This is a genomic window from Microbacterium meiriae (genome assembly GCF_040686935.1).
In the GTDB taxonomy this organism is placed as follows: Bacteria; Actinomycetota; Actinomycetes; order Actinomycetales; family Microbacteriaceae; genus Microbacterium; species Microbacterium meiriae.
Genome location: NZ_JBFBMF010000004.1, coordinates 265,019 through 287,499, shown reverse-complemented (window position 1 = coordinate 287,499; position 22,481 = coordinate 265,019). Strand labels below are relative to the sequence as shown.

At 70.8% G+C, this 22,481-nt stretch carries 24 protein-coding genes and 1 tRNA gene; 13 read left to right on the top strand and 12 right to left on the bottom strand.

Annotated features, from left to right (window positions below):
• Positions 1-3: 3 nt before the first annotated feature.
• Together AB0P08_RS14695 and AB0P08_RS14690 are read right to left on the bottom strand one after the other, a co-directional pair.
• Positions 4-1,671, bottom strand: a complete 1,668-nt coding sequence (locus AB0P08_RS14695) for an amidohydrolase (protein WP_363590333.1) — start codon at positions 1,669-1,671, stop codon at positions 4-6.
• A gap of 42 nt (positions 1,672-1,713) precedes the next feature.
• A complete protein-coding gene (locus AB0P08_RS14690) occupies positions 1,714-3,057 on the bottom strand; it encodes an MFS transporter (RefSeq protein ID WP_187662663.1) in 1,344 nt (447 codons plus the stop codon).
• Between the two features lie 218 nt (positions 3,058-3,275).
• On the opposite strand from AB0P08_RS14690, the gene AB0P08_RS14685 reads away from it, so the two are divergent.
• The 5 genes from AB0P08_RS14685 (at position 3,276) to AB0P08_RS14665 (ending at position 7,459) form a co-directional block, all read left to right on the top strand.
• Positions 3,276-4,172 carry an Lrp/AsnC family transcriptional regulator gene (locus AB0P08_RS14685; protein ID WP_187662664.1) on the top strand — a complete coding sequence of 299 codons (897 nt, stop codon included), beginning with the start codon at positions 3,276-3,278 and terminating at the stop codon, positions 4,170-4,172.
• A 135-nt stretch (positions 4,173-4,307) separates the two neighbouring features.
• Positions 4,308-4,463: a hypothetical protein gene (locus tag AB0P08_RS14680; protein WP_363590332.1), complete on the top strand. Its 156-nt coding sequence runs from the start codon at positions 4,308-4,310 to the stop codon at positions 4,461-4,463.
• A 63-nt stretch (positions 4,464-4,526) separates the two neighbouring features.
• Complete coding sequence (locus AB0P08_RS14675; RefSeq protein ID WP_363590331.1) at positions 4,527-5,015, top strand: DUF3253 domain-containing protein; 489 nt, start codon at positions 4,527-4,529, stop codon at positions 5,013-5,015.
• A 73-nt stretch (positions 5,016-5,088) separates the two neighbouring features.
• Complete coding sequence (locus tag AB0P08_RS14670) at positions 5,089-6,495, top strand: MFS transporter (RefSeq protein WP_363590330.1); 1,407 nt, start codon at positions 5,089-5,091, stop codon at positions 6,493-6,495.
• A gap of 46 nt (positions 6,496-6,541) precedes the next feature.
• Positions 6,542-7,459: a cation diffusion facilitator family transporter gene (locus AB0P08_RS14665; RefSeq protein ID WP_363590329.1), complete on the top strand. Its 918-nt coding sequence runs from the start codon at positions 6,542-6,544 to the stop codon at positions 7,457-7,459.
• A 6-nt stretch (positions 7,460-7,465) separates the two neighbouring features.
• Here AB0P08_RS14665 and AB0P08_RS14660 read toward each other — a convergent pair whose 3' ends face one another.
• On the bottom strand, positions 7,466-8,023 hold the full coding sequence (locus tag AB0P08_RS14660) for a MarR family winged helix-turn-helix transcriptional regulator (protein WP_363590328.1): 558 nt from the start codon (positions 8,021-8,023) through the stop codon (positions 7,466-7,468).
• A gap of 126 nt (positions 8,024-8,149) precedes the next feature.
• On the opposite strand from AB0P08_RS14660, the gene AB0P08_RS14655 reads away from it, so the two are divergent.
• On the top strand, positions 8,150-8,872 hold the full coding sequence (locus AB0P08_RS14655) for a MarR family winged helix-turn-helix transcriptional regulator (RefSeq protein WP_363590327.1): 723 nt from the start codon (positions 8,150-8,152) through the stop codon (positions 8,870-8,872).
• 423 nt (positions 8,873-9,295) lie between these two features.
• On the opposite strand, the gene AB0P08_RS14650 is transcribed toward AB0P08_RS14655, so the two are convergent.
• Positions 9,296-9,943 (bottom strand): TetR family transcriptional regulator C-terminal domain-containing protein, encoded by a 648-nt coding sequence (locus AB0P08_RS14650; protein ID WP_363590326.1) that lies wholly within the window; start codon positions 9,941-9,943, stop codon positions 9,296-9,298.
• Positions 9,944-10,015: 72 nt separating this feature from the next.
• On the opposite strand from AB0P08_RS14650, the gene AB0P08_RS14645 reads away from it, so the two are divergent.
• Positions 10,016-11,017, top strand: coding sequence for an alpha/beta fold hydrolase (locus tag AB0P08_RS14645; RefSeq protein ID WP_363590325.1), 1,002 nt, complete (start codon positions 10,016-10,018; stop codon positions 11,015-11,017).
• Here AB0P08_RS14645 and AB0P08_RS14640 read toward each other — a convergent pair.
• Positions 10,950-11,423: a hypothetical protein gene (locus AB0P08_RS14640; RefSeq protein ID WP_187662671.1), complete on the bottom strand. Its 474-nt coding sequence runs from the start codon at positions 11,421-11,423 to the stop codon at positions 10,950-10,952. The two genes, AB0P08_RS14645 and AB0P08_RS14640, sit on opposite strands and share 68 nt — an antisense overlap.
• 1 nt (position 11,424) lies before the next feature.
• On the bottom strand, positions 11,425-12,030 hold the full coding sequence (gene dcd / locus AB0P08_RS14635) for a dCTP deaminase (protein ID WP_025102697.1): 606 nt from the start codon (positions 12,028-12,030) through the stop codon (positions 11,425-11,427).
• An 86-nt stretch (positions 12,031-12,116) separates the two neighbouring features.
• Between dcd and AB0P08_RS14630 the strand changes: the two genes are divergently transcribed.
• Together AB0P08_RS14630 and AB0P08_RS14625 are read left to right on the top strand one after the other, a co-directional pair.
• A tRNA-Gly gene (locus AB0P08_RS14630) sits at positions 12,117-12,190 on the top strand.
• 174 nt (positions 12,191-12,364) lie between these two features.
• Entirely contained in the window at positions 12,365-14,395 is a 2,031-nt protein-coding gene (locus AB0P08_RS14625; RefSeq protein WP_363590324.1) for an MMPL family transporter, read from the top strand.
• 25 nt (positions 14,396-14,420) lie between these two features.
• Here the strand turns inward: AB0P08_RS14625 and AB0P08_RS14620 are convergent, their stop codons facing one another.
• The 3 genes from AB0P08_RS14620 to AB0P08_RS14610 are packed head-to-tail and all read right to left on the bottom strand — an operon-like array spanning position 14,421 to position 16,442.
• The gene (locus tag AB0P08_RS14620) at positions 14,421-14,981 is read right to left on the bottom strand and encodes a dihydrofolate reductase family protein (RefSeq protein ID WP_363590323.1); all 561 of its coding nucleotides are present in this window, start codon (positions 14,979-14,981) and stop codon (positions 14,421-14,423) included.
• Positions 14,978-15,592 (bottom strand): DUF1684 domain-containing protein, encoded by a 615-nt coding sequence (locus AB0P08_RS14615; protein WP_363590322.1) that lies wholly within the window; start codon positions 15,590-15,592, stop codon positions 14,978-14,980. The genes AB0P08_RS14620 and AB0P08_RS14615 overlap by 4 nt, the downstream gene beginning before the upstream one ends.
• 40 nt (positions 15,593-15,632) lie before the next feature.
• Complete coding sequence (locus tag AB0P08_RS14610; RefSeq protein WP_363590321.1) at positions 15,633-16,442, bottom strand: Rossmann-fold NAD(P)-binding domain-containing protein; 810 nt, start codon at positions 16,440-16,442, stop codon at positions 15,633-15,635.
• Positions 16,443-16,492: 50 nt separating this feature from the next.
• Here AB0P08_RS14610 and AB0P08_RS14605 point away from each other — a divergent pair, with 50 nt between their 5' ends.
• Entirely contained in the window at positions 16,493-17,521 is a 1,029-nt protein-coding gene (locus tag AB0P08_RS14605; protein WP_363590320.1) for an FUSC family protein, read from the top strand.
• A gap of 53 nt (positions 17,522-17,574) precedes the next feature.
• Here AB0P08_RS14605 and AB0P08_RS14600 read toward each other — a convergent pair whose 3' ends face one another.
• Positions 17,575-18,051 (bottom strand): aquaporin, encoded by a 477-nt coding sequence (locus tag AB0P08_RS14600; RefSeq protein ID WP_363590319.1) that lies wholly within the window; start codon positions 18,049-18,051, stop codon positions 17,575-17,577.
• Positions 18,052-18,144: 93 nt separating this feature from the next.
• Between AB0P08_RS14600 and AB0P08_RS14595 the strand changes: the two genes are divergently transcribed.
• Together AB0P08_RS14595 and AB0P08_RS14590 are read left to right on the top strand one after the other, a co-directional pair.
• The gene (locus AB0P08_RS14595; RefSeq protein WP_363590318.1) at positions 18,145-19,500 is read left to right on the top strand and encodes an APC family permease; all 1,356 of its coding nucleotides are present in this window, start codon (positions 18,145-18,147) and stop codon (positions 19,498-19,500) included.
• Positions 19,487-19,696 (top strand): multidrug transporter, encoded by a 210-nt coding sequence (locus tag AB0P08_RS14590; RefSeq protein WP_187662679.1) that lies wholly within the window; start codon positions 19,487-19,489, stop codon positions 19,694-19,696. Before AB0P08_RS14595 ends, AB0P08_RS14590 begins: the two co-directional genes overlap by 14 nt.
• Positions 19,697-19,713: 17 nt before the next feature.
• Here AB0P08_RS14590 and corA read toward each other — a convergent pair whose 3' ends face one another.
• On the bottom strand, positions 19,714-20,730 hold the full coding sequence (gene corA, locus AB0P08_RS14585; RefSeq protein ID WP_363590317.1) for a magnesium/cobalt transporter CorA: 1,017 nt from the start codon (positions 20,728-20,730) through the stop codon (positions 19,714-19,716).
• Positions 20,731-20,758: 28 nt separating this feature from the next.
• On the bottom strand, positions 20,759-22,039 hold the full coding sequence (locus tag AB0P08_RS14580) for a serine hydrolase domain-containing protein (protein WP_187662681.1): 1,281 nt from the start codon (positions 22,037-22,039) through the stop codon (positions 20,759-20,761).
• Positions 22,040-22,124: 85 nt separating this feature from the next.
• Between AB0P08_RS14580 and AB0P08_RS14575 the strand changes: the two genes are divergently transcribed.
• Complete coding sequence (locus AB0P08_RS14575) at positions 22,125-22,439, top strand: DUF2470 domain-containing protein (RefSeq protein WP_232089122.1); 315 nt, start codon at positions 22,125-22,127, stop codon at positions 22,437-22,439.
• The last annotated feature ends 42 nt before the right edge of the window (positions 22,440-22,481 follow it).

Below are 22,481 nucleotides of genomic sequence, written 5' to 3'. Positions count from 1 at the left end.
TCCTCACATCGCGTGGCGACGTACGCCGTCGACCCAGGTCTCACGGACCTCGATCGCGGCGATCTCCTCGGCAGGCACCGCGAGCGGGTCGTCCGAGAGCACCGCGAAGTCGGCGTACTTGCCCGGCTCCAGCGAGCCGAGGTCGTCCTCCCGTCCGATCGACACCGCGCCCTCGATCGTGTGCGCCCGGAGCGCCGCGATCGCGGAGATGCGCAGGTCGTCCGGGCCGAGCCGGTGTCCGCGACGGGTGACCCGGGTGACCGCGGTCTGGATCGCCTCCAGGGGGATGGGGTCGGCGACCGGGGCATCCGACGAGATCGTCATGGGCACGCCGGCGCGCTCGAACTCCCCGAGGGGGTTGAAGCGCTCGCCGGGGGTGCCGATGGCCTCCTCCACACCCTCGCCCCAGTTGAAGTAGTGCTGGGTCTGGTTGACGGGACGGATGCCGGCGACCGCCATCCGCTCGATCTGTGCGGGCGTGGGCAGGCCGCAGTGCTCGATGCGGTGCCGGGCGTCGGCGTCCGGACGCTCCGCCAGGGCCGCCTCGACCGCCGACACGACCATCTCGATCGCGGTGGGCGACTGGGCGTGCGTCGCGGTCTGCAGCCCGGCCGCATGCGCCTTGCGGATGAGCTCCGCGTAGTCGGCGGGCTCGTGGTAGAGCTGGCCGGTGCGGCAGGGGTCGCCGACATAGCCGTCCGGGAAGTACGCGGTCCAACCGCCGAGGGTGCCGTCGGCGTAGAACTTGATGCCGGCGAAGCTCAGGTGCGCGTTGCCGAACTGCCCGACCAGCCCCATCTCCAGCGCCTCGTCGAGCAGGTGCGACAGCAGATACATCGACACCCGAAGCTCGAGCCGCCCGGCCTCGGCCAGCCGCAGGTACATGTCGAACTCGCGCCGCGTGACCTGGCAGTCGCCGATCGAGGTGACGCCGCCCGCGAGGAACCGCTGCGTCGCCGCGTCGAGCTGCCGCAGGTGCTCCTCCGGCTCGTCCGCGAGGTGGAAGTTCGGACCGTGATGGCCGATCTTCACTCCGTGCACGCCGGTGAGGATGTTGCACGCCGCATCCGAGAGTTCACCCGTCAGCTCACCATCGGCGTCGCGGAAGAACGCGCCGCCGTCCGGGTTCGGGGTGTCCCGGTCGACGCCGTTGAGGTCGAGCGTGTACGAGTTCACCACGCCGCCGTGACCGGAGGCGTTCATGAGGTACACCTCGCGGTCGGCGGCCACCTCGTCGAGCTCGAAGCGGGTGGGGTGCCGCTTCTCGGCGAGGTTGCGCTGCTCGTAGCCGTAGCCGCGAACCGGGCGTCCGGCGGGGAGGTCGGCGGCCGCGGCCTTCAGCAGGGCCACGATCTCCGGGATGCTCCCCGCCTTCTCGGGGCCGCAGTCCACCCACGTCATCATCTGCCCGAACATCAGCGGATGCGCGTGTGCGTCCACGAAGCCGGGGACGACGACCGCCTCCCCCAGGTCGACGCGCTCCGGGGTGAGGCCCGCCCGCGCCGCCACGTCCTCGCACTCCGCCGCCGTGCCGAGGGCGACGATGCGTCCCCGGTCGGTCAGCATCGCGGTCGCCGTCGTGTCGGAGGCGTCCGCGGTGTGGATCGCCCGCGCGGTGATGAGGGCGGGAGCGGCCTGGGCCGAGCGGTCGAAGGGAGTGAGCTTTCTCATGGGGAGCCTGTTCGCGGTCGTGTCGTACGGGGAAGGGGCCGGTCAGGGCAGGCGGTTCGCCGTGGTGTCGGTTCGGGCGGTGAACGAGGCCGTGACCGGAGCCTCGTCGGAGTGCTGCGGCGCGAGGCGCGTGCAGATCCCGGCGATGACCGCCATGCCCACGAACATCGCGATGACCGACCAGACGCTCCCGGTCCAGGCGATGAGCTGGGTGGCGAACCAGGGCGAGAACCCGGCCCAGATCGCAGCGCCGACACCGTAGGCCAGCGCGATCGACGTGTAGCGGGCCTGCGGACGGAACATCTGCGCGAGGATCGCCGCGATCGGCGCGTAGGTCGCGCTCATCGCGATGCGCACCAGCGAGGCGAAGAGGAAGATCAACGGCTCCACGCGTCCGGGCATCAGCAGCAGGAAGGGCGCGAAGGTCAGCACGGAGGTGATGAGACCGATGTACATGACGTTCTTGCGACCCCACTTGTCGCCGAGCCAGGCGACCGGCAGCGTCACCACGAACTCCACGAACGAGGCCAGGGTCATCGCGTCGAGGATGACCTGCTCGCTGATCGCGATGGGCTCGCCGGTCGCGTAGGCGGTGGCGAAGGTGGTGGCCAGGTAGTAGCCGCCGGTGGAGATGGGCAGGATGCCGATGCCGAGGAGGATCGGCTTCCAGTTGACACGGAGGGCGAAGGCCAGCGGCATGGACTGCTTGCGACCCTCGATCTTCTCCTCGAAGACCGGCGACTCCTCGACGCGATACCGGACCCAGAGGCCGACGGCGATCAGCACGATGGACAGCAGGAACGGGATGCGCCAGCCGCCGTCGATGATGAACGTGTCGCCGCCGCGGGCCATGATCGCGAAGATGCCGGAGGCGAGGAGGGCACCGGCCGGGTTGCCGAGCTGGGTGAAGCCGCCGTAGAAGGTCTTCGACTTCTCGGGAGCGTGCTCGACGCTCATGAGCACCGCGCCGCCCCATTCGCCGCCGACCGCGAGGCCCTGGATGGCGCGGAGCAGGATGAGGAGGATGGGCGCGAGGATGCCGATGTTCTCGTACGTCGGGAGGCAGCCGACGAGGACGGTCGCCGCGCCCATCAGCAGCAGCGTGATGACGAGCGAGACACGCCGGCCGAGCTTGTCGCCGATGTGCCCGAAGACGATGCCGCCGAGGGGGCGGACGAGGAAGGCGACCGCGAACGTCGCGAAGGCCGCGGCGGTCTCGGCCAGGGGGTCGTCGCTCGGGAAGAACAGCGGGCCGAAGACGAGGGCGGCGGCCGTGGCGTAGACGTAGAAGTCGTACCACTCGATGGTGGTGCCGACGAAGGCGGCGATGCCGGCGCGGCGTGCGCGGCTGTGGACGCCGCTTCGGGGGGTGGGGGTAGTGGTCATGGACCCGCTCCTTCGCGGATGGTGTCGGATAGCGAAGGATGCTACGGACGTGGAGCACCGTGAGCAAGGGCAGAACTCCAGCCGTACGCGTCATTCACTGGAGGTCTGTCGACAGTACCGCGCACAGCGGGCCTTCCTCTCTGCCTCAACGCGCTCTACGCTGAGGTTCTGCACGGACGACCGTGCACTGCGGGGAAATCAACGGAATCGGATCGGACATGGACTTCGACGCGGAACTCATCCGGGCGCTGCAGGAGGACGGCCGCGCCAGCATCCTCTCCCTCGCCGAGCGCGTCGGCCAGTCCCGCGCCATCGTGGCGGCACGCCTGCGCACCCTGCTCGGCGACCGCACGGTGCGAGTGGTCGCGGCCGTCGACCCGGTGTTCCTCGGCCAGCACGTCCTCGCACACGTGTCGATCCGGACCGACGGCGCCGTCGAGGTGGTCGCCGAGCACCTGCGCGACATGTCCGAGACCGTGCTGGTGTCGGCGGTCGGCGGCGCGCACGACATCGTGACGGAGGTGCGGGTGGGGTCGATGTCGGAGCTCCACGACCTGCTCGCGCGCATCCGCGGGAGCGCCGGCGTGCTCGACATCAACACCATCATCTACTCGACCGTGATCAAGGGGTTCTTCGTCTCGGAGTACCACGGCGGGGTGACGCTCGACGGGATCGACGAGGCTCTCATCGAACTCCTGCAGACCGACGGACGGATGAGCTTCCGCGCGCTCGGCGAGCAGGTGCGGCTCTCCCCCAGCGCTGTCGCCACCCGGGTGCAGCGCCTCATCGACGCCGGGGTCATCAAGATCAGCGCCGTGGAGGCCCGCGGGCTCGCGCATCGACAGCTCTCGATGGGCGTGGGCATGACGCTCGGAGACGACGACGAGGCCGTGATCGACGAACTGCGGCGGGGGCGCGGCGTCGACTTCGCGGCACGGACCCTCGGGCGGTTCGATGCCGTCGCGACCCTCGTGGAGCCCTCAGCCGGAGCCCTGTACGCAAGTCTCGAGCGGCTGCGCGCCCTCCCCGGCGTGACCCGGATCGAGGCGTGGCTGCACCTCGCGGTGCTCAAGGAGGACTACGCCCGCACCCTCCGCCCCCTCCGGACGGACTGAGCTCCTCCCGTCCCGACCCGTCCCGACCCGTCCCCCTCCCCTGTCCCCCGCCGCGTGGCGGGACCAAAAGCGCGCCTCCGTCGCCGACTTCCGGCACGTTTCTGCACTCGCACCGGGTGGCGCTCTCGGTGCGGGATGGAAAAGGGGCCTCGGAAGCCGCGTGGAGGACCGTTTTCGATCCCGCGCCCCGGCCGCGGCCGCCGGATCACGGCGGGCGAGTGGGACGACCCGGAGTCGCTCGCGGTGCCGGACTGGCCGGGGCTCGTCGACGCCGACCTCCTCTACCGCTGAGCGGAAGCCGCTCGGACGTCAAGGGGATGGCGGCACGCGCGGCCGGCGCGCAGGATGGCCGGTATGACGGACGACGGCCCCGCGCAGACCGCGGACGGACACCACATCGTCGTGAACGGCCGGCGGTGGCGCGCCACCGATCCGTCGATCCCCGAGAACCTGCGACAGGAGCTCGTGGACGAGCTGATGGCCGCGCGGCGCGCGGTCAAGAACGCGGAGCCCGACGCCCGCGGTCGCGTGCAGGATGCGAAGACCGCCCTCGGCGAGCGGGGGGCGCCGTGGTGGGAGGAGCCCTCCGCAGCCCAGGCGGAGGAGCGGATCGCCGCGACGATGCGCGCCCTCACCAGGAAGCGCACCGACTCGTCGATCTGCCCGAGCGACGTCGCCCGCGCGGTCGGCGGCGAGGCCTGGCGCGACCGGATGCCCGACGTCCGCCGTGTCGCCGCGGACCTCGCCTCCCGCGACGTCGTGGTCGTCACGCAGAAGGGCGAACCGGTCTGGATCGCCGACGCCCGCGGACCCGTGCGGATCCGTCGCGGTCCCGCCCTCTGACCCCGCCTCGCGCTCGGGGCCGGTGACGGCGCGCCGTCACCGGCCGTTCACCGTCCGCGGCCAGACTTCGAGCATGACCTCACCCGATCCCGCCGCGGGCGCCCCCGAGCCCGTGGCGACAGCGAACAGCGGCGCCGTTGCCGTCGTCGGACTCGAGCTGCGCGGAGACACCCCCGCACCCCGCAAACAGGTGTACTCCTGGGCACTGTGGGATTGGGCGACGCAGCCGTTCAACACCGTCATCCTCACGTTCGTCTTCACCGCGCTGTACCTCGTCAGCGCCTCATTCCTGCCGCCGGAGGTCGCCGCCCTCGACCCGAGCGACCCGGTCCGCGTCGCCGCGGAGGCCGACCTCGCCTCCGGTCTCGGACTGGGTTCGACGATCGCCGCCCTCGGCATCCTCCTGCTCGCCCCCGTCCTCGGTCAGCGCGCCGATGCGGCCGGACGACAGAAGCTCTGGCTGGGCATCGGCACCGGCGGCCTCATCCTCTGCATGCTGGGGCTGTGGTTCGTTGAGCCGCAGCCGGCCCTGTTCTGGCTCGGCGTCGCGCTGATCTCCGCCGGCTCCGTGTTCGGCGAGATCGCCGCGGTGAACTCCAACGCCATGCTCATCGGCATCGCGAACCCGAAGAACGTCGGCCGCATCTCCGGACTCGGCTGGGGCTTCGGCTACCTCGGCGGCATCATCGCCCTCGTCATCGTCGTCCTGCTGGACACCTTCGACTGGTTCGGGATGTCCACCGACAACGGCCTCGCGTACCGGCTCATCGCGGTGGGATGCGCCGTCTGGGCGATCGTCTTCAGCATCCCGATCTTCCTCAACGTGCCGGAGCCGTCCCTCGGGCGGCCGGAGCGCAAGGTCGGGTTCTTCCGTTCGTACGCCGTGCTCGTGCAGGACGTGATCGGCCTCTACCGCGACCCGCAGACCCGGTCGACTTTCTGGTACCTGCTCGCCAGCGCCGTGTTCCGCGACGGTCTCGGCGGCGTCTTCGCGTTCGGCGCCATCATCGGCACCGCGGTGTTCCGGTTCGGCACCCAGGACATCATCGTCTTCGGCATCGCCGCGAACCTCGTCGCCGGTGTCTCGACCATCATCGCCGGACGCCTCGACGACCGCCTCGGCCCCAAGCGGATCATCCTCGGCTCGATCGGGTCGATGATCGTCGCCGGCCTCGCGGTGTTCCTGCTGCGCGACGCCGGGTCCCTCGTGTTCTGGATCGGCGGCCTCGTCCTCTGCGCCTTCGTGGGACCGGCGCAGGCAGCGGCACGGTCCTTCCTCGCCCGCGTCACACCGGCCGGACGGGAAGGCGAGATCTTCGGCCTCTACGCCACGACGGGCAGGGCGGCGAGCTGGATGGCCTCGGCCGCCTGGACCGTGCTGATCGTCGCCACGAGTCAGACCGCCTACGGCATCCTCGGCATCGTCATCGTGCTCATCATCGGGTTCCTCCTCCTGCTGCCCGTGAAGGCACCGCGCTGAGTCCGCTCCGTGCACGACTTCGGCCAGGCGGGAGTAGCCTGACCCGGTGACCGTCGTCCTCGCCTTCCTCGCCAACATCCTCGTCGCGATCGCGAAGACGGTCGCCGCCGTCATCACCTCGTCCGCGTCGATGGTCGCGGAGGCCGCGCACTCCTGGGCCGACGCGGGGAACGAGATCTTCCTGCTCATCGCCGATCGACGCGGCGCGAAGACCAAGGACGCCCGGCATCCGCTCGGCTACGGCCGCAACGCGTTCGTCTGGTCTCTCATCGCCGCGTTCGGCATCTTCACCGCCGGCTCGATCGTGTCGATCATGCACGGGATCCAGGAGCTGTCCGACACCGGCCCCGTGGAGAGCCCGGTCGTCGCCTATGTCGTGCTGGGCATCGCCTTCGTGCTGGAGGGGGCGTCGTTCACGCAGGCGATGGTCCGCTCCCGTCGGCTGGCCAAGGAACGCGGGTCCTCCACGTGGGACTTCGTGCTCGAGACGAGCGACACCACGCTCCGGGCGGTGTTCTTCGAGGACTCCGCCGCCCTCATCGGCCTCGTGCTGGCGGGCGGATCGATCCTCCTGCACCAGCTCACCGGCGTCGCCGCGTGGGATGCGATCGGGTCGATCCTCGTCGGGATCCTGCTCGGCGTCGTCGCCGTGATCCTGATCGGGCGGAACATCGCGTTCCTCGTGGGCACGTCGGTGTCCCCCGCACTGCGCTCGCGGGTGGGCACGGCCCTCCTCGGCATGGACGAGATCGAGCGGGTCACCTACCTGCACATCGAGTACGTGGGGCCGAATCGGCTGTTCCTCGTCGCCGAGGTCGACCTCGCGGGCGATGCGCGCGAGCACGACGTGGCCGGGCGGCTGCGGGAGGTGGAGCGGCGGATCGAGGCCCACGATGCTGTCGAGACCGTCGTGCTGTCGCTCTCGGTGGACGACGAGACCTCGCTGGATTTCGCCCGGGTGTGAGGCCGGTCAGGCGCGCCAGTTGTCGGCGAGCTTGGTGAGCAGCCGCGCGAGCTCGGTGCGCTCCTCCTCGGTGAAGGACTCCAGCGCGCGGCCGAGCATCTCGCGGCGTTCCCCCCGCATCCCGCGGGCGAGCCGCCGGCCCTCCTCGGTCAACGCGATGCGGGTGCGGCGGGCATCGTCCGGATCGGCTTCGCGCCGCACGAAACCGGCCTGGACCCCCTGCTGCACGAGCCGGGACGCCCGCGGCTGATCCACGCCGATCGCCTGCCCGAGCGCGCTCACGCTCAGGGGCTCCGGCGCGGCGGCGAGCGCCTCGAGCATGCGGAGACGGGCCGGTCCGCCGAGGCGGCCGCCGTCGGCCATCCAGGGCGGCATCCCCGGGTGACCACGATGGTGAGCGAAGTGCTCGTGCGTGTCGCCGTGAGGGCCGTGACCGTGTGCACCGTGCGGCCCGCCGTGCTCGCGACCGCCGGGTCCGGGCCGGCGTCCGCGCAGTCGGGAGAGCGCCTGCGCGATCGCTTCGGCGGCGTCGGGGGGCGCGGGGTCGATCGGATCGGTGGCCATGCCCCGATTTTACATGCAGCTTGACATGCGTCTCCCATCCATGTCACACTGCATGTACATGCACACTCACATTGATATGTCGGATGACATTCATCACCGGTGCACCACAGACCACGAAGGATCACCATGAACACCACGACAGACAACACCTCTGACAACAGCTCCCGTCCGTTCGGCTACTGGCTCAAGGCCGTGGATCGCCTGATGGCACAGGACTTCGCCACCGCCTTCGCCGCGGAGGGCGCGACCCGTCGCGACTGGCGGCTGCTGAACGTCGTCGACGGCTCGGCGCCCTCGCGCCGCCCGCTGAACCCGCACAAGCTGCACGACCTCGTCGACCGCGGCTGGGTCGAAGCGGACGGCGACGGGTGGACACTCACCGAGGAAGGCCGCGCGGCGAAGGAACGCCTCGGCGCCGCCGTCGACAGCATTCGCGCGAAGGTCGCCGGCGCCGTCTCCGACGAGGAGATGGCGACGACCCTCGCCGCACTCGAGAAGATCGCTCGCGCCTTCGACTGGGACGAGGAGACTCCTCTCCCCCGGAAGCGGCGTCCCGGGTTCGGCTTCGGCCCCCGGCACGGCTTCGGTCGCCGGCACGGGCACGGGCACGGCTTCGGGCCCGGACACGGCTTCGACCCCGGGGACTTCGAGCCCCGGCACGGCTTCGACCGTCACGACGGCGAGGAGGACGGCGGGTACCGCGGACGCGGTCACCACGACGGTCACGCACACCGCGATCACGGTCACGCGCATCGCGGCCACGGCCACGGCCATCGGGCGCAGCGGATGGCGGAGCGCGCATTCGAGCGCGGCTTCGACGCCGGATTCCGCCACGGCCACGCCGCCTGACCGTCCCCCTCAAGCGCCTCACCCGACTCCCGGGTGAGGCGCTTTGCGCTTCGCGAAACCAGAGCCGGGATCACTTCCGCGCCTCCCGAGCGCCCCAGCGGCACTCTTCTGATCCCCCACCCGTACCCCAGCGCCCCGAGGCGGAGACGCGGGCGAAGCGCCCTGAGCCGAGACGGGATCAGAGTCGCGCCTCCACAGCCGCCCCGCGGCACATTCTTGATCCCACACCTCGGCGACGCGAGCGCCCACTCTCCGAACGAGATCAGAATCGCGCCTCCCGGTGGATCTCGGGGCCCGATTCCCATCCCGCACGCGAAGGGGGCAGACCCGACGGTCGGGCGGGATCAGAAGCGGGCCTTCGAAGGGGGATTGCGGGGCGTTCGTGATCCCGCAGGGGAATGGGGCCCCGGCCGCGGGATGGGGCTAGAGGGCGAGGAGGGCGAGGGCGGTGTCGGGGGCACCGGCGACTCGGAGGCGCGCGCGCATGGCGGCCGCCGCGAGCCCGTACGGCTTGTCGCTCCGCAGGAGGAGCGACCGCGCGTTGGCCTGCTCATTGAGGGCGACGAGCTCGAACGCCAGGACCTCCACGTCGGCCGCCTCGACCTCGCCCTCCGCCGCGGCGAACCGCAGCTGGGCCTCGATGTACCCGTACCAGTCGACGAGGGCTGCCTGCACGGCATCGCTCACGGGGCCGGGCTTGGAGTCGACGTCCGCCGCAGTCGCCGCGAAGAAGCAGCCGCCCGTGAAGACGCGGTCCTTCGAGTAGACCAAGGCATTGTGGAGGAGCGCGGCCAGGCGATGCGCTCCTCTCGGCTGGGCGCGGGCAGGCTCGATGATCCGCGCGACGAAGACGTCCCGAGCGGCGGCGACCGTCGCGAGCTGCAGGCCCTCCTTGCTCTGGAACAGCGTCGCGATGCTGCTCTTGCTCGACCCCGAGGCCGCGGCGAGGCGCCCGATCGTCACGCCGTCCAACCCCTCGACGGAGGCGAGGTCGGTCGCACTCTCCAGCACGATGCGGCGGGAGGCATCGCCCCGCGCCCGCCGACCGTCCTGCATAACCGTGTCCGTCATAGCCCTAGTATACGAACGATCGTTCGCCTACTATACGGATGATCGTTCGTATAGTTCGGTGAAGGAGCCCCCATGCCGTCCGCGTCCACCCTCCTCGTCCGCACCCTCCCCGCTGTGGGACGTGTCACTCCCCGCCTCGCCGGCGACCTCGCATACGGACTGTTCTTCTCCACCCGTCCGCGGATGGGCGTGCGTGCCACCGACGCCGCGACCCATGAGGCCGCCCGCCGCGGGAGCATCCTCGTGCGCGACATCCCCGTCACGACCTACACGTGGGGCGGGGGTCCGCGCACCGTGCTGCTGCTGCACGGCTGGCGTGGCCGCGCCTCGCAGTTCGCGCCACTCGTGCGGGAGCTCGTCGCCGAGGGGCTCCGGGTCGTCGCCTTCGACGCTCCGGCCCACGGCTCCTCCGGCGGGCGGAGGACCGACATCCGCGACTGGGTCGAGGCCGCGCAGGAGCTGGAACACACCCACGGCCCCTTCTCCGCCCTCATCGGCCACCCCTTCGGGGGTCTCGCGGCACTGACCGTCGCCCGGACGTCCGGCCCGGTCCCCGCCGTCGCCGTCGTCGCCGGTGCCGCGGCTCCCGAGGCTTTCCTCGCCCAGTTCGCGCACGACCTCCGCCTCGACCCCGCCACCGCGGAACGGCTCCGCACCCGCTTCCACCGCCGACTCGGCCTCGATACCGCCTCCGCCGTCGAGCGATACGACGCGGCCGCGGATCCTCTGCCCGCCGACACCGCGCTGCTCCTCGTGCACGATCGGGGCGACCGCCGGATGACCGACCATGACACCCTCAGGCTGCACGCCACCCACCGCGGCCGCTCCCGCCTCGTCCGCACCGTGGGTCTCGGCCATACGAAAGTGCTGTTGGCGGACCCGACCCTCGATGCGGTGGTCGCCCTCGTGACCGGAGGACTCGACGCCGTCGATGCGCTCGGCACCGCGACGGGACGGGCAGCCACCGACGCCGCACCGGCAGACCGGGCCGCCGCCCTCCGCAGCGCTACACCCGGATCGGCAGGAAGCCCGCGTCCGGGCCGGCCGCCGCGAACGGCAGCCCGACAGTGGTGATCAGCACCACGAGCGTCACCACGGCCGCCGCGAGCAGCAGGAACAGCACGACGAAGACCACGACGGCGAGCACCCGGTAGCTCCCGGTGTCGGCGACCTCCGGCGCGATCGATCGCTGCGCCCAGTCGTCGGCGGCCGCCGCGGGCTGCTCACCCTGGAGGATCGCGGGCGTCGGACGGGATCGTTCCGAGCGACGGGTCGGGGCCGGAAGCACATCGTCCGCGGCGTCCGGCGTCGCCAGTAGTCCCTCCGGAATCGGCGTCTCCGGTGGCGGGGGCGGGATCACGTCATCGGCGGACGGGATCACCGCATCGGCGGGAGCGATCTCCGGTCCCGCCGCGTCCGGCGGCACTGCCTCGTACGGCGCCCCAGGCTCGTCGGGGGTGGTCCCGCTCGCGTCGCTCATGTCAGCCTCCGACGGCTCCGATGTCGGTCACACCCACGTCCGTGCGGTGGAAGTTCTGGAAGGAGCGGGACGCCGTCGGTCCTCGCTGGCCCTGGTAGCGGTTGCCGTAGGGGCCGGAGCCGTACGGGTTCTCCGCCGGCGAGGTGAGCCGGAAGAAGCAGAGCTGGCCGATCTTCATGCCGGGCCACAGCTTGATCGGCAGCGTAGCCACGTTCGCGAGCTCCAGGGTCACATGCCCGGAGAAACCCGGGTCGATGAAACCGGCGGTCGAGTGGGTGATGAGCCCGAGGCGGCCGAGAGAGGACTTGCCCTCCAGCCGGGCGGCGATGTCGTCCGGCAGGGTGACCTGCTCGAACGTGGCCCCCAGCGCGAACTCGCCGGGGTGCAGGATGAAGGGCTCGTCCGGGTCGACCTCGATCAGCCGTGTGAGCTCGGGCTGATCGACCGAGGGATCGATGAACGGGTACTTGTGGTTGTCGAACAGGCGGAAGTAGCGGTCCAGCCGCACATCGATGCTCGACGGCTGGATCATCTCCGGCGCATGCGGTTCCAGGCCGACGCGGCCGGAGGCGAGTTCTGCTCTGATATCGCGATCGCTGAGAAGCACGGCACAAGCCTAGTCACGAGCGACCCGCGCTTTGGCCATCCGGCCCGCGACAGGTAGGCTTGCTCCACCTGCTCTCGGGCGGGTGCGGGGCTGTAGTTCAATGGTAGAACTTCTGCTTCCCAAGCAGACAGCGCGGGTTCGATTCCCGTCAGCCCCTCCACATCTCTGATCCTCGCCTCGATGCGACCGGTTCGGCGTCCCCCTCGCTGACCGACCGGCATCCATCGAAAGAGGGAGACTTCCCTCCATCGTCTTGACGATGTCGCCGCACGACGCTCCTGGTGGAGTGACAGGTATGGCACATTCTCGCGCTCTTCGGCGCTTTCCCGAGTGGATGACCTCCCGTGGCGGCGCATGGATCATGCTCGGCGTGGTCTTCCTGATCATGACGGCTCTCTTCGGCCTGTTCGGGTCGGCGAAGGCCCCGGCCGGCAACGAGCAGGCCCCCGCGGGATCGGAGTCGGCGCGAGCGAGCGCCCTGCTGGCCGAGTTCCCCAACGCGGATCGCCAGTCCGTGATCGTGGTCGCGTCGCGCAACGACGGCGCGACGCTCTCGGCACAGGACGTCGACGCCCTCGAAAGTCTCCTCCCGGTGCTCGGCACGCACGCGGACGCGGATCCGACCGGGCCTCTCGTGAGCGAGGACGAGAAGGCCGCAGTTCTGGTGACGCCGATCGCGGTCGGTCAGACGAGCACCGACACCGCCGCCGTGATCTCGGCGCTCCGCGCCGACGTCGACGAGCACGCCCCGGATGGGATGAACCTGCTCGTGACCGGGGGCCCGGCGTTCGGCGCCGATATCGCCGCCTCCTTCGAAGGGGCCGACTTCACCCTGCTGCTCGTGACCATCCTGATCGTCGCGGTACTCCTCATCGTCACGTACCGGTCACCGGTGCTGTGGCTGCTGCCGCTCGCCGCCGTCGGCCTGGCCGACGGACTCGCCGGCCGCCTGACCGCGGCTGCCGGTTCCGCGTGGGACCTGCAGTTCGACGCCGGGATCATCAGCGTGCTCGTCTTCGGCGCCGGAACCAACTACGCCCTCCTCCTGATCTCGAGGTACCGGGAAGAGCTCGCCACCACCGCGAGCCATCGCCGCGCGCTCAGCACCGCGTGGCGGCGGACCGCTCCAGCGATCCTCGCCTCGAACCTCACCGTCGTCCTCGCACTCTTGACGCTCGTCCTCGCGGTGATCCCCGGCACGCACGGGCTCGGCGTCTCCTCCGCGATCGGCCTGCTGGCCGCCCTGGCGTCCGTCCTCTTCCTGCTGCCTCCCCTGCTGGCGGTGTGCGGACGGAACGTGTTCTGGCCGTTCGTCCCTCGTCCCGGAGCTGCCGCACGGCGCGGCGGGGTGTGGCGGACGATCGCGACGCGCGTCGTGAGCCGGCCGGTCGTGAGCCTTCTCGGGGGTGCGGCCCTGCTGGCCGTGATGACGGTCGGCCTCGTCGGGACGACCGTCGGGCTCGACCAGGTCGACAAGTTCCGAGTCCCGTCCGAGTCCGCGACGGGTCTCGAGCTGCTCTCGAACCACTTCCCGGCAGGAGAGGCGCAGCCGATCCTCATCGTCACGGACAGCGGCGAAGCCGAAGCCGTCCTCACTGCGGCGCGCGACGTGGAGGGCATCGTCCGCGCCACTCCTGTCGGGACGACGGACGATGAGAAGCTCACGAAGATCCTGGTGACCAGCGAGTATGCGCCCAGCACCGAGGAGAGCCTGGCTCAGATCACCGGACTCCGTGATGCCGTGCACGCTGTGCCGGGGGCCGGGGCGGTCGTCGGCGGTGCGGTGGCCACCGATCTCGACGCCCGTGCCGGGAACCTCGCGGATCTCGGCGTCGTGGTACCCCTGGTCCTGGCGGTGAGCTTCCTGGTGCTCGTGTTCCTGCTGCGGTCGCTGGTCGCCCCGCTGCTGCTCCTCGCCGTCAATGTGGCGAGCGCCGTGGCCGCCATCGGTGCCGGGGCCTGGCTCAGTCGCGTGCTGTTCGGACAGCACGCGCTCGATCTCCCGGTGCCGCTGCTGGCCTTCCTGTTCCTGGTCGCCCTCGGCATCGACTACACGATCTTCCTCGTCCACCGTGCGCGGACCGAAGCGGCGCTGCGGGGTACGCGCGAGGGCGTGGTCGAAGCGGTCGCCCACACCGGCAGCGTGATCACGAGCGCCGGCATCGTCCTCGCCGCCGTGTTCGCAGCGCTCGGCGTCCTGCCGCTGGTGACCCTCGGGCAACTCGGGCTGATCGTCGGCGTGGGCGTGATCGTCGACACCCTGGTGGTCAGGACCGTGATCGTCCCGGCACTCTTCGCGCACGTCGGTGACCGCATCTGGTGGCCGGGACGACCTGCCTCCGGACGCGTCGCTGACGCGAGGTGATCACGGTGGAGACCGGTGCACCCGCTCAGGCCACCGGACGATACCGCTGCATGACGGCACCGGAGCGGAACTCCCGCCGCTCCACGAGTTCGAGCCGAAGACGCTCGTGCACGCCGTCGAGCAGCCGAGGGCCGTGCCCCGCGACGACCGGATGCACCACGAACACGTACTCGTCGATCAACCCGAGGTCCGCGAGGGTCGCGGGCAGGGTCACTCCACCGACCGACAGGCCCGCCCCCGGCTCATCCTTCAGCTGCCGCACCGCCTCCGAGAGATCGCCGCGCACGAGGTCCGCGTTCCAGTCGACGGCATCGAGCGTCGCCGAGACCACGTGCTTCGGCATGCCATCGATGACCTCGGCGAAGGGTGTCTCCCACTCCTCCATCCAGTCCGGCCAGACCCCGGATTCCGGACGGCGCCACGCGGCCCGCATCATGTCGTACGTCACCCGTCCGTAGAGCAGAGCGTCGGCGCGCTCCAGCTCCGCGGTCCAGAAGCGCATCGACTCCTCATCCGGCGGGAGCCCCGCCTCGTGATGGCAGCAGCCGTCGAGTGTCACGTTGATCGCGTACCGCAGCGGCCTCATCGGAGCTCTCCGACCGGAATCGGCACCGTCAGCACGTTGCCGGGTGGCGCCAGCGGGCACGCCCACGCCGGGTCGTAGGCGCACGACGGGTTGTACGCGAAATTGAAGTCGAGCACGATCGTGCCGCGGCGTGGGTCGGCCCCGAGGTCGGCACCCTTGATCGTGTCGATGAGGTAGCGCCCGCCGCCGTACGTCCCCCCGCCCTGCCCGGCGGAGGCATCGCGCACCGGCACGAACAGCCCGCCGCCGTAGGAGGCGAGCCGCCACACGTCGAGCGATCCGGCGTCAGGGATCTCCACGACGCCGACGCGCTCGAACGGCACGACGCCGTCGGTCCCGGTCGCGAACTCGAAGGATGCCGGTTCGGTGTCGAGGATCGGGAGCGCGAACCGCCAGGCGGAGTCGTACGGCGCTATCGGGAGTCCCTCGAACGGTGCCCTGTCCTCCGGAAGGAGGGGCGTCGCCGGGTGCCGCAGCAGAAGCTCGTCGCGCTCGATCCGCCACAGCTCGTGCGCCTCCTCCGGGGAGTCGGCCCGTCGCACCGCTTCGTACAGGGCGAACACCCGCCGCCGCCAGTCGACGACCTCGACAGCAGTCTGCGCATTCGTCATGCGCCCACGGTACGCCGGACCACGGACGCCCGGAATGCCCTCAGCTCCGGTCGATCATCTCCGCGTACCCGTCCTCGTACGTCGGGTACGCGAGGTCGCCGAGCACCGAACGCAAGAGCGTGCCGTCGTAAACGAAGCCGCTCGGCGCACTGCCGTCGTCGGGCGGTACCGGCAGACCGAGGCGGTGGGCGAGGAAGGTCACGACGTCTCCGAGCGGTGCGGGTGCCGCATCGACGGCGTGCACGAGCGCCGGGGGCTCCGGCGTCCGCAGCAGCAGGTCGAGAGCGCGCACCAGGTCGGTCTCGTGGATCCGGTTCGTGCGGCGACGATGGGCCACCGGAGCCCCTTCCCGGACCTTCCGGAGCAGGAACTCGCGCCCAGGACCGTAGATGCCGGCGGGGCGCATGACCACGGCGTCGAAGAGCTCGACGGCCGCGCGCTCTCCGTCGCGCAGACCGCGGCCGCGACCCGTGGTCGGCACCGGCTCGACCCGCTCGGTCACCGGCTCGGCGCCACCGGCGCCGTCGAACACCCCGGTCGACGAGACGAAGAGCGTCCGCGCGGGCGGGGACGGCAACGCCGCCGCGAGGTGCGAGAGCGCCGTGCGGTACGACGACGCGTCCGGCCCGGGTGGCAGCGTCACCACCATCGCGTCGACCTCGGGCAGCGGACCCGTGAGCGGGACGGCGAGGTCGGCGGTGAGCGCCTCCACACCGTCCGGGACCGGTCCGGCACTGCGGCGGAGGGCCAGAACCTCACCACCGTCCCCGAGGAGCAGCGGGGCGAGCCGGGCGCCGAGTTTCCCGAAGCCGACGAGGAGGGTGCGGCGCGGCGGAGGCGGAGTGGTCATCTCCTCCACCCTCGCACATCGGTGCCGGGCGACGGACGTAGGCTTGATCGGTGACGGAATCGCAGGGACGGGTGTGGACGGGGGTCCTGCGCGTCGGCCCGCACCGCGGCGATCACCGGGTGGCCCTGCGCGCCGCGGTGAGCGTTGCCGTCCCGCTGGTCGTCCTGTGGGCCGTCGGCCGGCTCGACCTCAGCATCTACGCGAGCTTCGGCGCCTTCGCCGCGCTCTACGGTCGGCACGACGTCTTCCGTGACCGGATCCGCATGCAGGCCAGCGCCGGCGGCGTGCTGCTCGGCGCCATGCTGATCGGCACGGCCCTGTCGGTCCTCGCCGCCCCCGCTGTGCTGAGCATCCTCGTCGTCGCACTCGTCGCTGCGGCCGTGACGCTCCTCGCCTACGTCCTGCAGTGGCACCCGCCCGGTCCGCTGTTCACGGTCTTCGCGACCGGCGCATGCGCGACCATCCCTGCCACCGGCGCCTCCTTCGGCGCGGTCCTGCTCGTCGGCGGGGCGAGCGTGCTCTTCGGCCTCGCGCTCACCGCCCTCGTCGCCGTGGTCACCCGGAGCACGGCGGAGGCGCCGCCGCGACGGCGCCCGTCCGTGGGTCCGGTCGCCGCCGAGATGGCCGCCTCGGTCGCCGTCGCGATCGTCGGTGCCGGAGTCGTGGGCCTGCTCCTCGGCGGCACTCACTGGTACTGGGCGGCGGTCGGCGCGGTCGCGGCGGTCAGCGGCGCGCAGCTCAACGCTCGCGTGATCCGCGGCATCCAGCGCCTCGTCGGCACGCTGCTCGGCGTGCTGGTCGCCGCCGGGATCCTCGCCCTCGACATGCCGCCTCTCGCCGTGATCGCCGTCGTCGTGGTCCTGCAGGGGACGGCCGAACTGTTCATCGGCCGCAACTACGGCATCGCCATGGTGTTCGTCACCCCGCTCGCTCTGCTCATGGTGCATCTGGCGGCGCCCACCCCGGTCGCCGACCTGCTGACCGATCGCGTCCTGGAGACGATCATCGGCGTCCTCGTCGGCACGATCGTCGCCGTCGCGTCGGCCGCGCTGCGCCGGCAGGGTCGGAGCCGCCCCTGACGACACGACGGAGCGCCGCGCCCGGAAGGATGCGGCGCTCCGGTCGATCGTGTCTAGTCGGCGCCCGCGGCGATCTTCCGCGCATCGTCGGCGTTGAGCACCCGGAACAGCAGGGCCGCGATGATGGCACCGACCGCGGGAGCCACGATGTACAGCCAGAGCGAGCCCCACGCGAAGTGCCCGCTGACCGAGAGGCCGAGCGCCACCGCCGGGTTGAGTCCGCCACCAGAGATGGAGCCGACCGTCGCCGCACCGACGAAGACGGTCGCACCGATCGCGAGACCGTAGAACGAGTTGCCCGCGGTGTCCTTCGAGGTGGCGGAGTTCAGCACGACCCAGACGAGGATCAGGGTGAACAGCGCCTCGACGAGGAACGCCGGGCCGACCTCGATGACCATCGCCTTCTCCCCCGCCGGCCAGACGGCGAGAGCCACGAGAGCGGCGAGCGCCCCGCCGGCGAACTGCGCGACGAGGTAGGAGACGAAGTCGGCGACGCGGAACCGTCCGGGCGACGACCCGCCTTGCGGCACTGAGGATAGCGCGCGGTCGTCCTGTGCTGGCTCATTGGCGGCGGGACTGTCAAGCCCGTCGCCCCACCGGCTTCCGGGCCGTACCGTGCAAGGATGACCGCCCAGACCGAGCCGCGCGCCGAGACACCCACCCGGCTGCGCCGCGCCATCACCGGCCCCCTCCTGTTCGCGTTCATCCTCGGTGACGTCCTGGGCGCGGGGATCTATGCGCTCATGGGCGTGCTGTCGGAGGACGTGGGCGGTCTGCTCTGGGCACCGCTCGTCCTCGCCCTCCTTCTCGCCATGCTCACCGCCGGCTCGTATGCGGAACTCGTCACCAAGTATCCGCGCGCCGGCGGCGCCGCGGTCTTCGCCGAGCGCGCGTTCCACAGCCCGCTGGTCTCCTTCCTCGTCGGCTTCAGCATGCTCGCGGCGGGTGTGACCAGCGCGGCCGGTCTCGCCATCGCGTTCGCCGGCGACTACCTCAGCACCTTCATCGACCTGCCGACCATCCCGGTCGCGATCGTCTTCCTCGCGATCGTCGGCCTGCTCAACGCCCGCGGCATCCGCGAGTCGATGGGCGCGAACCTCGTGATGACGGCGATCGAGCTCAGCGGCCTCCTCATCGTGATCGTCGTCGTGGCGGTATTCGTCGGCGGCGGGGGCGGCGACCTGTCCCGGGCGACGCAGGTGCCGGAGGGGGCGAACGTCGCGCTGGCGGTGCTCTCCGGCGCGGTGATCGCGTACTACTCCTTCGTCGGCTTCGAGACCTCCGCCAACATGATCGAAGAGGTCAAGGACCCGCGGCGGACCTATCCCCGCGCGCTGTTCGGAGCACTCCTCACCGCGGGCGTCGTGTACGTGCTCGTCGGTATCGCCAGCGCCGTCGCCCTGCCGGCGTCCGAGCTGCAGGAGTCCAGCGGTCCGCTGCTCGCGGTCGTCGAGGCCACCGGGGTCAGCGTCCCGTCCTGGCTGTTCAGCCTCATCGCCCTCATCGCGGTCGCCAACGGTGCACTGCTCACGATGATCATGGTCAGCCGCCTCACCTACGGCATGGCGGAGCAGAACCTCCTGCCGTCGGTGCTCGGGCGCGTCCTGCCGAAGCGGAAGACCCCGTGGGTCGCGATCCTGACCACGACGCTCGTGGCGATGGGCCTCACGCTGGTCGGAGACCTCGCGACCCTCGCCGAGACCGTCGTGCTGCTGCTGCTCGTCGTCTTCCTGAGCGTGAACATCTCGGTGCTGGTCCTGCGCCGCGACAAGGTCGAGCACGACCACTTCCGCGTGTGGACGTTCGTCCCGGTGCTGGGCATCGCGTCCTGCATCCTGCTGCTCACCCAACAGCGTCCACAGGTATGGCTGTTCGGCGCCATCCTCCTCGCCGTCGGCGGAGTGCTCTACGCTGTCGCCCGGTGGACCCGCAATCGATCGAAGACCGCCGACACGAAGGAGAGCCATGAGCACGCCTGACAACACCGCCGACGAGACGTTCGAGGAGAACCGTCACGACCAGCTGACCTCCGCTCCCGACGCCACGGAGGCCGACGCCGCGCCGCGCGTGGACGTCTCGGAGCACGACGGCAACACGCGCATCGACATCCGGGATGACGCGGAGGTGCGCCCGGGCCCCGGTCCTGGCATGCCGGAGGCCGACGGCGAGGACTGATCCGGCGCCGTCGGGCGCTACAGCCAGCCCTTGCGCTTGAACGCCGCGTAGAGCCCGACGCCCATCGCCACCATGAGCAGCACCGCCATGGGGTACCCGAGTGCCCAGTGCAGCTCCGGCATGTGGTCGAAGTTCATGCCGTAGACGGTGCCGACGAGCGTCGGAGCGAAGAGGATCGCCGCCCACCCGGAGATCTTCTTCACCTCATCGTTCTGGCGGATGCTGAGTTCCGTCATCCGTCGCATCTCGTCGTTCTGGCGTCGCGCGACGATGGTCGACTCGACCGTGAGGGCGTTGTCGAGGACGGAGCGGAAGGTCGTCGCCTTGTCGCTCACGCGCAGGGTGTGGTCGAGGACGTCCCGCAGGTACCGCTGGAGCTCCTCGCTCACGTGGTACTTCTCGGATCCGCGGAGCAGCGCCTCGAGCATGCCGGTCAGCGGCTGCGTCGCCCGCTGGAAGTCGATCACCTCGCGACCGAGGTCGTAGATCCGCTGGGTCGCGTCCGCGTCCTCCTCGAAGAGCTGACCCTCGATCTCGTCGATGTCGTTCTCGAGTCCGGCGAGGACCGGGGAGTACTCGTCGACGACCTCGTCGAGGATCGCGTAGAGCACGGCCTCCGGGCCGTGGGCGAGCAGAGCGGGATCGGCCTCGAGCCGGCGACGCACGCGGCCGAGGTCCGGCGACTCCGCATGACGGATCGTCACGACGAAGTCGGATCCTACCAGCACGTGCACCTCGCCGAACTCGACCTCCTCGCGCTCGTCGAGATAGCGGGCGGGGCGGAGGACCATGAACAGCACGTCGCCGTACCGCTCCAGCTTGGCGCGCTGGTGACCGGAGAGCGCGTCCTCCACAACCAGCTCGTGGATGCCGAACTCGTCAGCCACGGCGCGGATCTCCTCGGGGCTCGGCCGATACAGACCGATCCACCCCATGCCCCGTCGTTCGCGGATCCGCTCGAACGTGTCGTTCAGGCTCTGCGGGTTCTCGGTGCGCACGCCATCGACGTAGACGGCGTTGTCGACGATCGCCATGCGGACCTCCTGCTCGTCGAAGACGCGCTCAGCCGGCCGGAGGGACGCACGCGAGCGCGGCGTTCGCGATGGCCGTGTGATACTGCTCGGCCGTATAGGGGAGACCGAACTCCGGAGCCGTCTCCCCGGCCGCCGCGGGTGCCTTGGAGGCGATCGCCGCGAGCTCCCAGGAGAGCTGCTGGGCGAAGCGCGCACCGCCCGTGGAGTCGTTCAGCACCACGGCCACCGTGAAGCCGGTCGTCGGGTCGGAGTACGCCGCCGTCGCGTAGCCGGGAGTCCAGCCGTGCTGACCGATCATGGAACCGACGATGTAGGCGCCACCGGTCGCCTGGTACCACGATGGTGCCTTGTCATACGCGGGGAGCGGCGACGCGAAGCGGTCCGGCTCGTCCTTCGTGCGCAGCACCTGCTTGGCCTCGGCCTGCATGTACCGCCCGAGGTCGGTGATCGTCGACACCACACCCGAATCGGTGAAGCCGGTGCTGGAGGACATCGTCGTGATGTCGACGGGCGCGGCGCAGGTGAAACCGCCCTCGACGGCTCCCATGTAGTGTCCGCTGAGCGACGCCCCCTCCGACGGCGGTGCCGCAGCGGGCGACGGCAGCGAGGTGTCCGCGAGCTCCAGCGGCTCGGTGACGTACTCGGCGATCAGTTCGCGCGCACTCATCCCCGAGGCGCGCTCCAACGCGAGGCCGAGGAGAAGGTATCCGGCGTCGGAGTCGCGGAACGTGGTCTGCGGAGCGACGCGCGCGCGGCCGAGACCGTAACCCGCGAGCTCGAGGGGCGCCCAGACCCGCTCCGGGGTGTTCAGCCACGCGCTCTTGACCGTCGCCTCGGACGAACCGGCGCCACTGGTTCCGTTGCACAGATCGAGGAGAGTGACATCGGCCATGTCGGCGACGCCCGAGACGTACTCCGGCACCTTCGCGTCGAGCTCCACGGTGCCCTCGTCGGCGAGCGCGTAGAGGACGTCGCAGGTCATCAACCGGGTGATGTCGGCGATGCGGAACGACATGTCGGTGGAGAGCTCGCCGCCGTCCGCCTTGTCCTGTGTGCCCGTGGCGGCGACCCAGGTACCGCTCCACGGCACCCAGACCCCGACGATCGCCCCGCTGGCCCCGGAGGCCGCGAGCGCGTTGTCGACCGCGCCCTGCAGCGCCGCGACCGTGTCGTCGGGAAGCGTGGCGTCGACCTGCGGGGGTGGCGTATAGCTGAAGGAGCCCTCGGAGGAGCATCCGGTGAGGACGAGACCGAGAACGGCCGCCGTGGCCGCTGCGGCGCGCCACCGGCGCGACGAGAGAAGCTGCATGTGTGGGAACCCCCGAAGACGTGTCCCCTGAGTCTAGAACGCGGATGCTGAAAGTCGGCCCCGCGTGGCGTCGTAGGGTGTCCCTGTGCCCCATGATTTCGATGCCGACGTGATCGCCGCCGTCCTCCGCCACATGAACGGCGACCACACGGACGACAACCTCCTCATCGCCCGTGCCTTCGCCGAACCGTCCGCGGAGGCGATCGACGGGGCGGTGATGACCGGCTTCGACGGGCAGGTCGGGGTCTGGGAGATCTCCCGCGGTGGCTCGACGTCGGAGCTCCGTGTCCCGTGGCCCGGCGGTCCGATCACCGAGCGCCGGGAGGTGCGCCGCGAGGTCGTGGCCCTGTACGACGCGGCCTGCGCGCGCCTGGGCATCGAACCGCGTCCGCACGACTGAGTCGTCCCGCGCGGTTCGGGCTTCCGCCCAAGGTTAGGCTGC